The sequence below is a fragment of the Marinomonas sp. HM11-D genome, from assembly GCF_057626615.1.
In genome coordinates, this window is record NZ_JBMMKT010000003.1 from 387,014 (window position 1) to 402,745 (window position 15,732).

Annotated in this window: 7 protein-coding genes; all 7 read right to left on the reverse strand. The window is 47.7% G+C overall.

Annotated elements, in window-relative coordinates:
• Window positions 1–4 precede the first annotated feature (4 nt).
• Window positions 5–6,775, reverse strand: coding sequence for an LPD38 domain-containing protein (locus tag ACOSVP_RS06455; RefSeq protein WP_487346667.1), 6,771 nt, complete (start codon window positions 6,773–6,775; stop codon window positions 5–7).
• A gap of 57 nt (window positions 6,776–6,832) precedes the next feature.
• Window positions 6,833–7,897 carry a hypothetical protein gene (locus ACOSVP_RS06460; protein WP_487346668.1) on the reverse strand — a complete coding sequence of 355 codons (1,065 nt, stop codon included), beginning with the start codon at window positions 7,895–7,897 and terminating at the stop codon, window positions 6,833–6,835.
• Window position 7,898: 1 nt separating this feature from the next.
• The gene (locus tag ACOSVP_RS06465) at window positions 7,899–8,591 is read right to left on the reverse strand and encodes a hypothetical protein (RefSeq protein ID WP_487346669.1); all 693 of its coding nucleotides are present in this window, start codon (window positions 8,589–8,591) and stop codon (window positions 7,899–7,901) included.
• Window positions 8,592–8,594: 3 nt separating this feature from the next.
• Window positions 8,595–9,293 carry a hypothetical protein gene (locus ACOSVP_RS06470; protein ID WP_487346670.1) on the reverse strand — a complete coding sequence of 233 codons (699 nt, stop codon included), beginning with the start codon at window positions 9,291–9,293 and terminating at the stop codon, window positions 8,595–8,597.
• A 128-nt stretch (window positions 9,294–9,421) separates the two neighbouring features.
• Window positions 9,422–9,838: a DUF4376 domain-containing protein gene (locus ACOSVP_RS06475; protein ID WP_487346671.1), complete on the reverse strand. Its 417-nt coding sequence runs from the start codon at window positions 9,836–9,838 to the stop codon at window positions 9,422–9,424.
• Window positions 9,838–14,097, reverse strand: a complete 4,260-nt coding sequence (locus ACOSVP_RS06480) for a coiled-coil domain-containing protein (protein WP_487346672.1) — start codon at window positions 14,095–14,097, stop codon at window positions 9,838–9,840. Before ACOSVP_RS06480 ends, ACOSVP_RS06475 begins: the two co-directional genes overlap by 1 nt.
• Window positions 14,090–15,289: a hypothetical protein gene (locus ACOSVP_RS06485; RefSeq protein ID WP_487346673.1), complete on the reverse strand. Its 1,200-nt coding sequence runs from the start codon at window positions 15,287–15,289 to the stop codon at window positions 14,090–14,092. Before ACOSVP_RS06485 ends, ACOSVP_RS06480 begins: the two co-directional genes overlap by 8 nt.
• Window positions 15,290–15,732: the final 443 nt, after the last annotated feature.

A 15,732-nucleotide genomic window follows, 5' to 3' on the forward strand; every position in this document is an offset into this window, starting at 1 on the left:
GGCTTTAATTGAAGACCCCATAAAATTGTAACGATGCTGCCCTAGCGATTTGGTTACGTCGCTTCGTAAGTTTGTCTATTCTTCTTCGCTTTTCAGTTGAGCTCATCTTGGTGTCCATGTAAATCATGCGGATTTGGGAGCTGATGTCGCTCATTTGCTGACGAACCTTATTAATATGACTGCGCAAACGTAGCTTATCCATGTTCTTATTCATAAGCTTTGTGGCTTGTTCACTCTGGCCATCATCAAATCTGGTCTTCATGTCTGAATAAATGGCGTTTACTTCTTCGGCCATATCGTAGAAGCGACCAACGTGCTTATTACCTGTTAGCTCGTCACTGTAAAAACGCTTAACAACAGGATAGCGGCCTAGAGTTGTGTCTGGCTGATCTGGTGCGCCAACAAGCTCTTGAGTTGCCATATCAGTCAGGCTGAGGGCATATCCGCCAAGCGTCCCGAAATATCCCTTAAATAGATACTCAAGTCTCTTAGGCGAGCGCATCCACTCCGGCGCTGAGTCAGGCATAGACTCGGCTATCTGTTTCATAGTCTCAGATGTCCATGGGCTGTACTGACCTTCTGGGCTACGGAACTGATCACCAAACCCTAAGATCGGGTTATCAGTAAATCCGTTCTTATTACGCATAACGTCCACAGCTGGCTTCATGAATTGTGCGCCCAGCGGATCGAAGGCAAATGTTCCTGTCACCATTGCTAACATTCGTTCGGCCAAAAGCTTACCGCTTGCGTCGCTACGCAACTGCTCAAACACGCGTTCAGGCACGGTGCCAAAGAAGGCGCCAACTTCAAAAGGTTTCGGAATTTTGAAGTGCTCACCACCAGCAAATATATGCCAGTTGGCGTCGCGATCCCATTCATCAAGCTCCCAGTATTCTTCGTTATCCCAGTTGGTGGCTAATAGCGCCAATGACGCCCCCATTAAGATAGCCCCTTTCATAAAGAACGCTTTAGGGTTTTCTTTGGCTCCACGATATAAGCGCTCAAGACCTTGAATACGAGCATTCAAGAAAGGCATCAGCGTGATTGCGCCTTGCACCCATTTGTTCGCGCCACGCTTTGAGAAGTTGATGACATCTTGTGCTTGGTGTGCAGCCTCGGCAACGGTTCCGCCATCTCTGATCACTGATTCATACACTGCAATTCGGTTAGCATTCTCAAGCGCTTGACCGACACGCATCCACGCATCCCACAACTGTTTAGGCTTATGAAGTGCGCCACCTTTATTTAATGGTGATAGGTGCTGGCGAACACTATCAGGAGAAGTGTCGTAGTAACCACCGCCACCAGCACCCGCCGCCATGATTGCCCATTGGGTTTCTGATCTCTGCAGCCCTTTTGCTGCACCTTTTATAGCGTCGTATACCGGCGTTGTTTTGGGTTCAACGGTCACCCAAGTGGATAATGTGTCTCGTACAAAGTTGGCAGACATAAAGCCCGGGGCCGCGGTTACAGATGCAGTTAATACACGCTTTGGAATGCCCAGAATCTTAAGCATTCCATCTACTCGCATTGGTCCAAGCTGAGTGATGGCGGCAAATAGTCCGGTATCGGTAACATGATATTTGTGCAGCTTGCCGTTTCTGGATACTGAAACAACGCCTTTATCAATGCTGTTGTAGCGTTCAAGCTGATTAGCCCACGCATTAAGGGTGTCTTGATCCATGCTTTCTGGCTCATAGCCAAACTCGCGCAACATCATATCGCGTTCTTCTGGATCGATTTTTGATGTAGGCAGTTTTTCCATTGCTACACCGTCAGCCAAATCCACTACGCGTTGCATGGCTACGTTTTTATTAGAAGCGTCCACCAAATGAATGACGTTCCTCACCATTGATTCAATGATATTTAGCTTTTCAACACCACCTTTCAGTTGCTTGATTCCAGACTTCTGGCCGCTCAATCCGCGCTTGGTTGCATACTGGCTAATACCTCCCTCTGCTTCGATTTCTGCTACTCGGTGGAATGGTACATAGTCGTCATGCTCCCAGATCGCGCGCGATTCTGGATCGATCAGGCCTGCTTGTTCCGCCATATCCAGCATAGACTTATTGAAGTTGCGCCAATCACTCTGCGCCTGTTCAAATTCTTTTTTCAGTTCTGGACTGTCATTTACATACTTAATGATTCGTTGAATGTCGCTAGGCTTATATAGGCGCTCACGTTTCTGGAACGCTCGAGTACGCGCCTCTGCCATTCCTTTTTCTGCTGCGCGCATATCCTTACGCCACTGCGTTAAACCACCAGGGTAATTAGCGGGTGTGGTTTTCTTAAGCTGATTAATGGTTGCTCGATGCTCTTTAAGTGCGGCTTGTCCTTCGATGTTTGCGCGCGCGTCCTCTTCCATGATTCGCTTAGCACGCTTGGCACCGGCCCACGTTTCCCATAGTTGTAACTGGTCGCTGTCTGCGATCTTCTGGAAGATTTCGAGAAAACCTTTTGTGCCTTCTTTGATTTGAAAGGCTCCGTTCTCATACTTGAGAGCGCCACGGCGCATGACCGCCTCAACCTGTGAGTCTAGGTTTGCGGTGCGCAACGCTGCTTTGTAAGCCGATTCTGCGCCATCCATTAGTTTGCCGAAGTTAACCTTCTTCTCAAGAGACTCAATGGCAGCGTAAGAGTCAATGAAGGCCTGCTTCATTGCCGTTTTATCGATCTCTTTGAAAGCCTTTAAGCGATCTGCTGCGCGCTCCATTAAGCCTTTTTGGTGTTCTGGCTTGGCTTGTGTACGACCAATGATGTCGTTTACATCTTTAGGGTTGGCATCTCCGCGAATAGATAAGTGAATGCTGTCCTCTTGCGCGTTTGTTTCGGTTTCAGCATCCAAGTCCACCTTCGTCATGTAGCGGTTTTCAACACGATCACGAGCATTACTGATCAAGCTCAGTACATCGTTATCAGACCATTTGATAGACGGAAAGTAATTGCGTAGCCATGCTTTTACCTTGGCAACCAATCGCTTAAGCAAAGCTGGCTTTTCGCCACGCTCCGCCATGTGCGCCACCTTCTCTTTCCCTAGTAGAATGCGGCCTTCCTTGGTATTCGGCTCTACGCCATAAGTCTTGATTAAGTCTTCTAACCCTTTGCGTCCGTAGCTTAAAGCAATACGTTCCATGATGGCGTCACCGTCTTTGCCAAGCATATCCAGCACCGCTTTATGGCCTACCACTTCGTGTAAGAAAATCTCGACCGCTTCTTTCTCGTTGCGCAGACCGTCGGCGATCAAATAGTTTTTATCGCCAGCGTTGATCCCGCGTAATACAGGATTATCGCCCTTTGATTTCTTAAGCTTTGCTTTGGCTTGTAGGCGGATAGCAAACGGCAAGTCGTTAATAGACTGGACCACTTCAAAGGTTCCGCGCTCATGCAAATCATTGATTAGCGGCTCAACCGCTGCGCGCACGTCATCGGCCCTCATGCCAGATTCTTCGCTATTATCAATTGAGAGCAGTGTTTCAGTTGAGGCGCCTTCTCGAATACCAAAACCGCCGCGATACTCTACAACTTCAGCGTTGGGAGTATTTTTGAATGTACTCGATAAGCGTGCCGACTTATCAGAACCGTATGGTCGCCCAGACTTCTGCACTTTAATCTCTGGCTCAGATGATAGCTGTGGTAGCGGCTGGTTAGTTTCTGTTAAATCGGCATCGGTAGCCGTGTCGCTATCGTCAATTTGTTTACCATTTTCAGCATTTTCTTCACTAATTTCTGGAGAATCTTTACCAGTTTCGCTAATTTGTTTACCAGTCTGCTCTACCGGTGAACCGTCAAAATTTAGTAGATCATTGGTGGTTGGCTCTGGTACTGGGCCAAATAGATCGTCTGACTGTGAACGTGTTAGCGCTTGCTGGCCACGTTCTGCTGCGCCTTTGATGGCGTCGGTCATACGCTTAATAGATCGCACGTTCTGATCAAGGTAGTTGGCAAGGCTTGCCGTGGCTGGATCAACCGTGTTTTCGGACATCAGATCAAACTGATTAGTAAGCTCCTGTACTGGTGTGCCATCACGACGACTGCGCTTCACAAGGTTTACAGCGTTTACGATCGTATCGGTAAAGCCATCCACACCGCCTTGCGCATTGAGCTTGGCCACTTCTGGGGCGGCGTTCGTCAATGCTTTGGCGATGGTCTTCATATCGTCGGCTGACGTGGTGGTAATGTCTTCGATCAACTGATCTGAGCCGTATGCCTTTGCAAAGATAGCGTTTTGAATGCGGTTAATGCCGCCTTCTGAGATCGTACCATCACCATTCAGCATGGCGTTCTGTTCTGACTTCGGGTATCGGCTTAGGAATTTACGTACAAATGCTCGGTTAGAGGCTGCAGCAAAGTCACCAGAATCAGGAATATCAATCAATGACATATCATCGTCACTAACACGGTTAGCATCTGACTTGGCTTGTTCTACTGGGTTAAGGGCAAAGGCATCAGTGGTGTTCGCGTCTTTGGTGTAGCTGGTGAGCTCTTCCGCTGTCATATCGCTTAGGCGCTGGCGTACCAGTACCGGCTGATTAAACTGACTTAGATCGTCTTTATTGATACCTAAGCGCTCGGCATTGTCTTCCAAATACTGGCGGTAGCTTGCTGCCCCGTTGTCGTTGTAAGCGCGACGGATCGACATTGTGCGACCATTGCCGCTTTCAACTACGCCATTTCGTACAATTGGGGCACCGCTTACTACGCCTGAGTCTTCACCCAACTTTTCAGGGATCAGGTTCTTAGCGTTGTCTTCCACTTGCTTACGCAATGCTGGGCTTGATCGGTCACGGTTCTGTAATGCTTGCGGGTAGTCGGCGCGCGCTTGGAAATTATCGTCATGGCTAGTGGTTAGGTCGCTAACCTCAACCACTTGATACTCCACATCAAGCGTTTGATTGCTTGGTGTGTAGGCTTTTGCCTTGGCACCTTTTGCTGCTTTAACTTGATTGCCGACTTCCAATTGGCCTAACGCTACTTGGTTCTCTTGGTTGCGGCGTTGTGCGTTGCGCTGGCGTTGTTCTTGACGGCTTTGTTCAAGTTGCTGTTCTTGCTGCTTTTGCAATTGATACGCTTCATCACGGGCTTTACGGCTTTGGCGTGCCTCGGTTACCGGCTCTTCAAATGAGCGGCGCGTGGTTTCGCGTGCGGCTTGCTGTTGCTCTGACGGCTGGTATTCACCGTAGATGGTATCGAAGCGTGGCGGTTGTGGCTCACCTTCTGGTGATTGGAGCTTGGCTTGCTCCTCTCTGCGTTTCCGCTCTAATAATCGCTGTCGGATATTTTGAGGGTTAGTTGCTGGCGTGAACTCTCCATCAATCAGTTCGCCCTCACGGCGATTAGATGATTGTGGTAAAACATTTCCCAAGTACTCACCTTCAATGCCAGTATTGCGCGCCGTACCGTGCTGGCCCTCATAAGCCTGACGTGTTCGCTCACGGCTGTTCAGTTGGTCTTGGGTTGGCTCTGGTGCCTGGCCATAAATGATGTTTTGGTTTGGCAATCCCAAAGGCTGTTGCTGTTGGGGCCCTGCCATATCAAATGGCTGGTTATCGTCGCTGCCTTGATCGGCTTCGCCCATCTGCTCACGTAGCAAAGCCTCACGGCGCTGTAATAGTGCCACGTATTCTTCGTCTGTTAGCGTGTCTGAGTCGTTTTGTAGCCGTTCGTCCAGTTGATCGATTTCCGCCTGCAGCTCGTCTGCGCGCGCTGAGGCTTCGCTTTGACCTTCTGGAATTACGTCTTCTTCGGTTGGCTGGCTCGGGTTACGATTTGCTAAACGGCCAGCGCCACCAAACGCGCCACCTACGGCGGCACCAGTCATGGCTCCTGTTAACGCATCACCGACTACGCCCTCCATCGTTTCAGTTGGTACGGCTGGATTCACATTGACGTTTGTAACGGCTCGTTGACCGCCTGATTCAATAAGCTCTTGCGTGCCTTCGGTCGCGGCACCATGAGCAATCGACTTACCAAATCCGCCCGCTTCACCACGGAATAAGCGCCCCAATGCTGGACCAAATGCGCCTTGGGTGATTGCCCCTAGTACAGCACCATCTTTAGCAGCTTCCTCACCAATGTTCTTAGCGATGTTTTCACGCGCTTGATACATAGCGGTCTTATGGTCAACACCTTGATCACGAAGTGCTAGGTATTGCTCTTGGTAGATAGGCGCATCTTTCAGAGCTTTTGGCGTCGCGCTCATGATGGTTTCATAGGCTTGGTTACCCGTTGAGCCACCAATAGCTAATGCACCAACACCACCAAAGCCTGCAACGTCTGCGACTTTGTTAGTGACATTGGCTGCACGTCCTGTTGCACCGGCCACCCTACCCGCAGTGCTGATACCTTTTGCAGCAATGCCACCTGGTATCATCGTCGGCGCAAAACTACCTACACCACTTAGCACATTCAGGCCAAAGCCGCGCATTGAGCTGCCATCTTTGAAACCATAACCAGTCGGACTATCTTCGCTTTCTTCAATGCCAAAGTTCTGGAAGGACTCGCGCCCTGCGGTACTCATCTGGTCAATTTGATTGTTGGCATTTTTACGTAGATAAGAACCTACATCACCAGCCGTTTCGCTACCTGTTAAGTAACTGATGCCATCCGCTAGATCGGCTGTTCCAGACAATAGGCCGTGCTGCACTGCATCGACGGAATCAGCAAAGAAGCCTTGCTCATTCGCTAAACGCTCTTGCTCTTCTTGCTGTGCTCGTTGCTGTAACTTATTGCGGATCGCTGCGCGTTTTTGGATGTCTTCGCGGGAAATATCGCTCACGTTAGTTTTCTCCGGGCAATAAAAAACCCGCTCTAGGCGGGTCTATATGGAATCAAATTAGAACTGGTTGAGGCCAAAGCCTGATGATGGGCGTCTCGCTATATCGCCGTCAGAAAACTCGTCATCTGCGGTCTGTCTAGCGGTGGTGTTTCCGGCTACAGGTGCGTCAAAGCCATACCAAGACTTGAACTGCTGCGGCGTAATTTCATTGTTGCGCACCATATCAATCGCTGTCTGGATTTCTTCTTGTGGTGTGATTTGGTTCTTAGCAATAGCAAGCGGCTTCCATTGCCCTGTTGTAGCATCGAACTCAATGGCCTGATCCTGCGTTAATGGCTCACCTGATTTATAATCTAACAACGGTTTGCCGTCCTCTCCTATAATTGGAGCCTTGATTGTACGAACTTCTGGGGCTTTACGGTTTTTAGCAATCTCTGTTTTGACTCGTTGTTCAAGACCCTCAACTTGCTCTTTTGTATATAGAACACTAGCTTTCCCAGTTTTATCGTAGCCAACAATGCTTCCGTCGTTTGCTTGCTTAACTGCAACGAAATCCTTGTAAGGATTATCAGAAAACTTGTTGATCATGGCTGCGGCGCCGTAATGGTCACCATTCTGGATCAGCTGAAGAGCTCGATAATCTCTTTCATCTACAAGCTTTGCTGTTTCAATTCGAGCTTTGACCTGATCCTTCTGATGTACGGTCTGTCTCAAAGCATGCTCCCACTCACTAGCTTCGCTTTCATATTGCCTTACTTTGTCTCTGTATTGTTTGGCTTGAGGCGTTAGTTGCTCTGCGTTCAGCTCGATTTGTTGTTGTTTTTGCTGGTTTTGTAGGTTGCCTCCTGCCACCCTCAATCCGGCATATTCAGCATTCGCAGCATTGGTAGTATTCGTATAGCCTAGATTTTCTGGTGATGCATTGTTAGCTGCAATCGCCGCATTAGACTGAGCGGTTTGTAGGTCGTATTGATGAAGCCCTGCCGCGCGATCTTCCGCTTTTTGAGCTCTTTGGTTTGCATCTTCTGCGCGTTGGTTTTGCTGTTGCTGCAAGCCCCAGCTTCGATTTCTTTCTTGGCCTTTAAGAAGGCCGTCGGCCATGTAACCTAATCCAAAACTCATATTAAATTACTCCTAATAAACCTTTGCCAAATGCGCTACTACTGAACTCACCATTGTCACCGTATGCCCCCATTGCAGCACCAGCAATCCCCATTCCTAGCTGCATTCCACTTGATGTTTGCTGTCCGTACATGCTTGCTTGATTTGCATAGGCGTTTGCTTGATTTGCATAGTTGCTAGAGGCGCTACTCATTAATCCCGCAACAGACGACGACATTCCTTTTCCGAGGCCAACAGCCGCTACTTTTTGCGTGTAGTCCATTTCTTCAGCCTGAGCTCTGGCTGAATTTTGGCTGTTGGCTTTGGCTACAGCTTTAGAGATAGCATTCTTTCGAGTGCTATCTGCATATGAACCTGAATTTGGGTTAATGCCCATCCGTTGTAGATTTCGCTCACGTTGCGCGATTGATGAATCAAAAGCATTAGCTGTTGTTAGCCCTGCGGTTGCAACCATCTGTTGTTGCTGTGTTTCGCTTAAACCAGCGCTATCGACAATTTCTTGCTCTAGTGGAAGGTATGTTGATTTGTAGTATTCATATTGCTCTTGAGCCATATCCATCTGCTGTTGTGCGATAGCGTTTTGAGCGGCAATAGCATCGCCTTGTTGGTCGATGGATTTACTAGCATTTTTATTTGAGCTGTAGGAGCTCACTGCACTCAGTGCAACGCCCCCAATTGCAGCACCTACTGCCATAGATTACTCCTTGAATAACTGATTGATACTTAGAATGTTGGAATCAACTTTAATCATCGGGTAATCGCTGACGTTGATTCTTTTTGAATAAGATTGACCTGCAAGCTCTGCAAGTAGATACAAAGCTTTATTACGGTTTCCGGACTCAATTAGGTGGCGTGAAACATAGAGATATTTAAGATCAATGAGGTCCAGCAGCCGAGAAGGATGGCTTTCGATGTGCTGAGAATTTATCCATCTATAAATAGTTAACTCAGACATAACGACGTTTTGTTGAGCGCCTGAAATAGAAGTCGCGGCCTCTCTTACTCCTATTCGCTCATACCCTGCCAATCTTGTTATCGAAAGAGCTGCTTTATTTGATTCTGGGGTTAGGCCTAAGATGCGAAATGCGTCGGTATTTATAAATATCCAGCCCGCTGCTAAGCTCAAAGCCTTAAGTGCTTTTTTACCTCTACACTTATTTGTTAAACAGATATGACCTTCGTATGTAGTTGGTGATCGCATCAGGCATACAAAGCAGCCTATTCGCTCATCACCTTCCGTTACTATTAACACTACATTTGACCTGTTCTTAACAATCTCAGATGAAGAGAAAAGCTCATGTTCTGGGCTGTAGTCATCAATGATTCGACTAAAGACGCTTTGGTCTTTTAGTATCTTGTCAATTTCAGCAACATCAAAGGAGCGAATAATTTGCATGTTCACCTCATATTTTAGGCGAAAAAAAACCGCCTTTGCGGGGCGGTTTCTTGGTGTTTGGAGGCTCTATTCAGAGCGATGGCAATGTAGAAAAAGCATAGCTTATTTGTTATCAAATGTCAGTCGCCTTAAGTCAGGACCAATCTTTCGACATAATCACTGATGCTTTCTGCGAAGGCTAGGAACTCAGCCCTGCTAAACATTACCCGATCGCCACCAGTCGCCTTCCACTCAACTTGCTGGACATCTTGGTTAATCAGTAGCTTGGTTACCTTAGCATTAATAAACCCGATTGACTCCGTGTTGATGTTGAAGATTTTGCCGTTGTAAGGATAGCCCTCGCTCAGCGTAAGGTCTCTTGGCTTACTGGCATAGACTGTGTGGCAGTGGTAGATATTGTCACCCTGCTTAATGATCGTTTGCTGCGTGACACCATACCCCTGATCGCTACCTTCAAATGTCGTAGAGCATTTTACAAAGCCATCCATTGGTGTTTCGGCAATCGTGTATGTGCCGCTCGACTCTTCTCGAACATAAATATCCATTAGACCGTCTCCGTAATGGCTAAGGCTGAACCAGAAATAGCAACTGTTCCAGACGTGTTTTGACCTGATAGGGTGACATAGACATCTACTGAGCTTGCGCTTAGCCCAGATAGCGTGCCCGGCAAAGTAATCGACATGCCCCATGCACCAGCACTAGCGTTATAGACGATATGGCTGCTACCAAACTCTAACCGCGCACCAAGGTCTTTCACTGTACCTGTGTTGGTAATGTTATTCACACTTACCACGCCCTGTATTGCCCAAGTCCTCGCACCATCGGGTCTATTAATCGTTCCGATGAAAACGCGCTTTGAAACTCCGCTCGCTGGAACAGATGTTGATGTCGTGCCGGTGACCGCTTTAACAACACCGTTCGATGCTAGGTAGCCATCAATTGTGACATCTCCGCGAATGTATAAATTGTAGCCGTCCCAATAAATGTATTTGGATGTGCTCCCCACATAAAAAATACCTTCCGTGTAAAAACTACCATTGCCATCCAATACCGCTTTGTAGCCTGACGTATGTCCGTTTTCGTTTGTGCGCTGCCAGCGCCCGCCCGACCCTATACGTAGTTGGCCACTGAAAATCTGGGCCGACGTTAAGTTAACTGCAGCACTAATTTTTCCGGCGGTAATTTTGTCAGCACGAACACTTTGAATCATCGCCTCAGTTACTTGCAGGTTGCGGATCTTAGCGGCATCCATCACCACCATGCGCTTAACGCTTCCGTTTGGCTGGACCATGTCAGCGACAGCAAAATCAAGCGCCTCGGCGCCTGGCTTACTAATGCTGAATTGATCTACATCGAAATGCGCTGAGGTTTCCTGTGCCGTGCCATTCATCTGGAAGCCTGACACACGTTGCTGACCATCAGAGCCAATACTGAACTTAACGCCCCATTTGGTTTTAAGGCCGTCTATGCTTTCGCTTTGGGACTGGATAGTCGAAGTGTTTTCACCAACGGTTGTTGATAGCTGGTTAATCTGACTTGAACGTGCGCCCTGCTCCGTGGCGATAGCCTCATTTAGCTGAGTTATGGTGGCCCTTGTATTGATGTCTCCTTGTAGGGCTGACTCCAAAGATGACATGTCTGATGCTCTTGCCTGCTGCTCGGTAGCTATGGCCTCACTTAATTCACCTTTAGTTGCACGGGTGTTTATATCGCCTTGTAATGCGGCTTCAAGAGATCCAAGCTCACTTGCTCTCGCCTCTTGCTCGCTTACAATTGCCTCACTCAACTCTGACTTGGTCGCTCTAGTATTTATGTCGCCCTGCAAGCTGGCTTCTAGTGAGCTCAACTCGTTGGCACGAGCACCTTGCTCCGTGGCGATAGCCTCATTCAGATCAGTTTTAGTTGCACGGGTATTGATGTCTCCTGTTAGATCCGCTTCCAGTGTGTTTAACTCGGTTGCTCGTGCTTCTTGCTCATTTGCAATGGCTTCGCTTAGATCTGTTTTACTTGCGAGTGTTGTTTGCTTTTCTGTTTCGTATTGGGCCTTATGAGCCGTGATCGTTTCACTTAATGCCTGCTTCTCATCCGTGAGAGTTCGATTTGTCTCTTCAATGCTTGCGGATGCTGTGCTTAAGCCGGTTTTGTATTCGTTCTCAATACGATCAATTCGAGTTAGCAAAGCCTTATCAGATTGCGCAGATTGCTCGATAGATCGTAGATCTCGTACTTGAGAAGACAAGCCTTCGCGCATAATGGAGGCAACCGTCTGTGATAGCTTGTTGTTTGTCGCCCTCTCACTTTCTGCAATAGTATCTACGACTTGATTCAGCTCTACTTTTGTAGATCGGCTATCAATATCTGTTTGCTGCTCCTGAAAGTTTAGGCTTATATCTTCACTCAGTAATAACCGAGCTTGCTCTTCGTTAACGACGGCTTCATTGAGCTCGCTTTTTGTAGCTCTGTTATTGATCTCTCCCTGTAAGCTTGCCTCAAGCGTACCCAGCTCTGATGTTCTTGCCTGCTGCTCGCTGGCTATTGCTTGACTAAGTTCCGACTGCGTTGCGCGAGTGTCAATATCTCCCTGTAGTGAAGCCTCTAATGTTGAAAGATCTGTCGCCCTAGCTTGGTCTTGAGTAGCAATTGCTTCACTTAATTCAGCCTTTGTTGCGCGTGTATTAATATCGCCTTGAAGTGCGGCCTCGAGTGAGTTTGCCGCTGAAACTCTAGCCTCTTGCTCATCCGCTAGCGCTTGATTTAATTCCGTTTTAGATGCAAGAGTGGTTTGTTTATCAGTTTCATATTCCGTCTTATGGATCGCAATGGTTTCAGACAGTGCCTGCGTTTCATCAGAAAAAATCTGATTAGTTTCTTCGATGCTTGCCGACGCATGACTTAAACCGGTTCTATACTCCCCCTCCATTCTGTCAAGCCGCATAAGTTGGGCCTGATCTGCTTTTACCAACTGATCAATGGATTTAATCTGCTCTACCTGTGCAGCAAAACCAGATTTATTTAGCGCGGTAACGGTACTATTAAGATTCTTTGAGCTTGCCTCATCCGAGTTTGCAATAGCTTCGGACAATTCAGTTCTACTAGCCTTCGAGTCAGTCTGCTCTTGTACTTGATTGAACCGTGCTGAGATTTGCCCAAACTGACTAACCTGGGAATTAAAAATATCATTCTTGGCTTGAGTAAGCTGAGTTGTGCTGGTTTTGCTGCTAAGCCCAGTTACTGGATTATTGATTTCGCTTTCAATAGCGCTTAATCGTTCTGTAACTACTGATTGCTCAGTTGCATTACTCTGCTGCCAATCAGTAAACGATGATAATGACAAATACTCACTACCAATAGATTGGTACTGATTTTCAAGCGTATCAGTTCTACTGGTAAGTGCGTTTAATGGCGTCAGTACACTTTGGTCGACGTATTGGATTGTCGCCCATCCAGTTGTATCCGCTGCCGAGATCTTGGTTATTACTTCTGCTATCACATCGTCGTCGGTTGTAACTAAGTTGATAGCTTCTTCTACAGCCGCCTGCTGTACCTGTCCAAGTTGCCCTTCAAGCTCGGCCTTGAGGCTGGTGATTGCTGTGGCTCTTGATTCGGTTTCCGTGGCCACAACTTCTTCTAGGCGCGTGATCTCCGCATAGGTGTCACTTGATAAAGTTTGGTATGACGCAGCAAGTTCCTGGTATTTCTGAATGCGCGACATTTCTTCATTAGAAATGCGATCCAACAACTTGATCTCACGAACATCGCTTACCGATAGCCTTGAGATACCTTGAAGTGCTTGGAAGTCTTTTAAACGCGCTTCCGCCTCTTTCTGGATGTTGGCGGCTCTATCCCTGCTTTCCGCCTCAATGGCATCTGTGCGCGCCACTGCTTCGTCTATGAGCGCCTGTGTTCGGTTTTGTATTTCATTGCTAACGCTTAGCTGTCTGGCAGACGTTTCAGCTTGAATTTCAGACAGCAACTCATCTCGCTGCTGATTTAATTGATCGGTACGCTGTTGCGCTTCATTGTTAAGCGCTTGCGCTCTGAGATCAGCCTCGGCTTGAATGGCCTGCGTTCGTAGTTGCGCCTCTTGCTCTAAGGCTATTGCTCGCGCCTGCGCTTCATCTGCATCAGCCTGTACTCGATTTGATGTCTCATTTGCAAGCGCATCAGAAATCGTAGAAATCAGCTCAATAGGTTCACGTAATTCCTGCACCAACTCGCTAGACGTAATGCGTTCATTAAGCTGCTCAAGGATGTGCTCGACCGATACTTCTGTCGTAGCTTCCGTGCCATCGGCTAGGTTGTACTCTGATTTAATATCTGCTTTTGATACAAACCGAATCCAGTAGTAATAGGTCATTCCTGACTCAACTGGATCAGCATAAGTTACAAATGAAGGCCTTGCCCCCAAGTCTACTGCGGTCGCTAAGTTGTTCTCTGTGCTGCGCCAAATCTCTGTATAAGCATGGTTAGAGTAATTTGGATTGTCCCACGTAAGATACACATTAGCGGTTGTAGCAACGGCTTGTAGGTTTTTCGGCGTAGGCGGCGTTGAAATATTGATTGTGTCGCTGTTTGGATCTGTGACCGTAGCGTACTGGCCTGTACCAGTTCTTGTTAGGACAACGTCAGCTAGGCCCGCTTCAACTAGATCTCTTACTTTAAGGCCGCGGTCGAGCGGGTTGCCTCGCTGGCCTTCGTTAATTTCAATCGACTCCTTGATAGCCTGTAAAACTGGATTAAGCGCTGCAAGTTCGCCGGTTAATCGTGGTGGCTGTTTGATTTGAGGTGACTTACGGCTAGCCATATACAGACTCCATATCGTTGCCAATCAGTACTTCTTTCACTGTATTGGTTCCTTGAAGCGTGACCTCGATAAACCGAGCACGAGCGTTTGGCAAAAATCGAAATGGCTTGTCGTCTTGGTAGGTAAACGTCATCGGTGAGCCATCAAAGGTTAAGGTGATTTGACCAGGGTAACTGTCCGCCACAACACGGCAGGCGCTGTATGGCATTAAATTGCTAAGGCGAAATTGGCCGGATTTCCATGTGTAACTGAGTGGCGTGCCATGCTGAAATGAATAAAGGCTTCCGTTAATCACTAAGTACAGCGTGTCAGTTTCAAGGTCGTTGAAGCCAGTTGTAGCGTAGAAGTCCAACTCAGTTAAGGCGTTGCGCTCACCGCGAGGGTCAAGAATGTAGCCGCCTTGAGTGCTGCCATTGTCATAGAAGAAAATGTATTTCTCGTCGTGGTAGTAGGCATGGATGCTTGATGGGTTTAGCGCCTGCCATTGCTCACGCGAGAAAAGAGAACCACCTATCGTCTGTACACCACCAGCATAGCCACGCACCAATCCATCTGGTCCAGCATAAATCGCAGATTCACCAATATCCACCATGCTGCGCTTACTAACACACGCCTGATTGCTATCAATCTGCTGCATTTGCATGCTGTCTGGTTGTGATCCAATCACGATATAAGGCTTACCAGTGGTGGCCACCAATAGACCACTGCCCACTGCAGCAATAGCAACAATGTCATTCTCGGTGGTTAAGCGGTATGTTGTCGGCCAAGCGTATGGCATGTAAGGCTCACAGAAGCAAAGCTGATTCTGGTTGAATCCAGCCATCACACCATTGGGCAATACAGTAAGGCCAATTAGATCATTCGGCGGGAGGTCATAGTCATAGGTGGTAAGCGCTTCACCTAAGCTAGAGACATCAAGATTATCTATGTAACTTGTCGTTGCTAGGCTTAACTCTGCGACAAAGTGAAGCTCGGTGCTGGCAGAAGTGCCGCGGTAAAGGCGTTTACGGTTAATGTTGTAGTTGCTTGGTGCTGATGTTGGCAAGTAAAACACCGAGCAGTTTTGTGCTACCCCTAATGTCCTTTGCGCTGGCATAGAGGGTGGGCCCTCATAACCCTCAGCAGTCACATAGGTACAAACATAAACTCTTGTCTCTTTTTCGTAATCCGATTCTGGTTCGTCTCCGGTCACGACTCCTACCACCAAATTTACATCTGGGGCCGGCACTCCAAGTGAATATGAAGCGGATGGATACGGCGCGGTAGCAGTGGCCAAGCTGGACGTGGTTCTTTTTGGCTTAACCCCATCTGTCCAATACATCTCACTTCTTGATGAACCAAATATCTGTGATGGCACGACATCAACTTGCTCGTCAAACTCAAACCAATATGTCTGAGACCCAGGCTTATATTTCGCTATGGTCGCGACATTTGATCTGTATAGCGACTGCTCAAATAAATTCCCATTCATTGCTTCAAGCGAGCCAGACTCAAGTCGAACATTTTTAGCTACTTGAGCTAATGTGAAGCCGAGTTTGTGGGGCGCGACAATGGGCGCAATCCCAGAGAAATTGTCGATTCTTAATGTCATAGGCTATTTCGAAAATATGAGAGGCCGCATAAACGGCTTATAGT

Excerpts from the sequence above, each read along its gene's own strand:
- ACOSVP_RS06470 (WP_487346670.1), bottom strand. The coding sequence starts at position 9,293 with ATGCAAATTATTCGCTCCTTTGATGTTGCTGAAATTGACAAGATACTA.
- ACOSVP_RS06480 (WP_487346672.1), bottom strand. The coding sequence starts at position 14,097 with ATGGCTAGCCGTAAGTCACCTCAAATCAAACAGCCACCACGATTAACC.
- ACOSVP_RS06465 (WP_487346669.1), bottom strand. The coding sequence starts at position 8,591 with ATGGCAGTAGGTGCTGCAATTGGGGGCGTTGCACTGAGTGCAGTGAGC.
- ACOSVP_RS06460 (WP_487346668.1), bottom strand. The coding sequence starts at position 7,897 with ATGAGTTTTGGATTAGGTTACATGGCCGACGGCCTTCTTAAAGGCCAA.
- ACOSVP_RS06475 (WP_487346671.1), bottom strand. The coding sequence starts at position 9,838 with ATGGATATTTATGTTCGAGAAGAGTCGAGCGGCACATACACGATTGCC.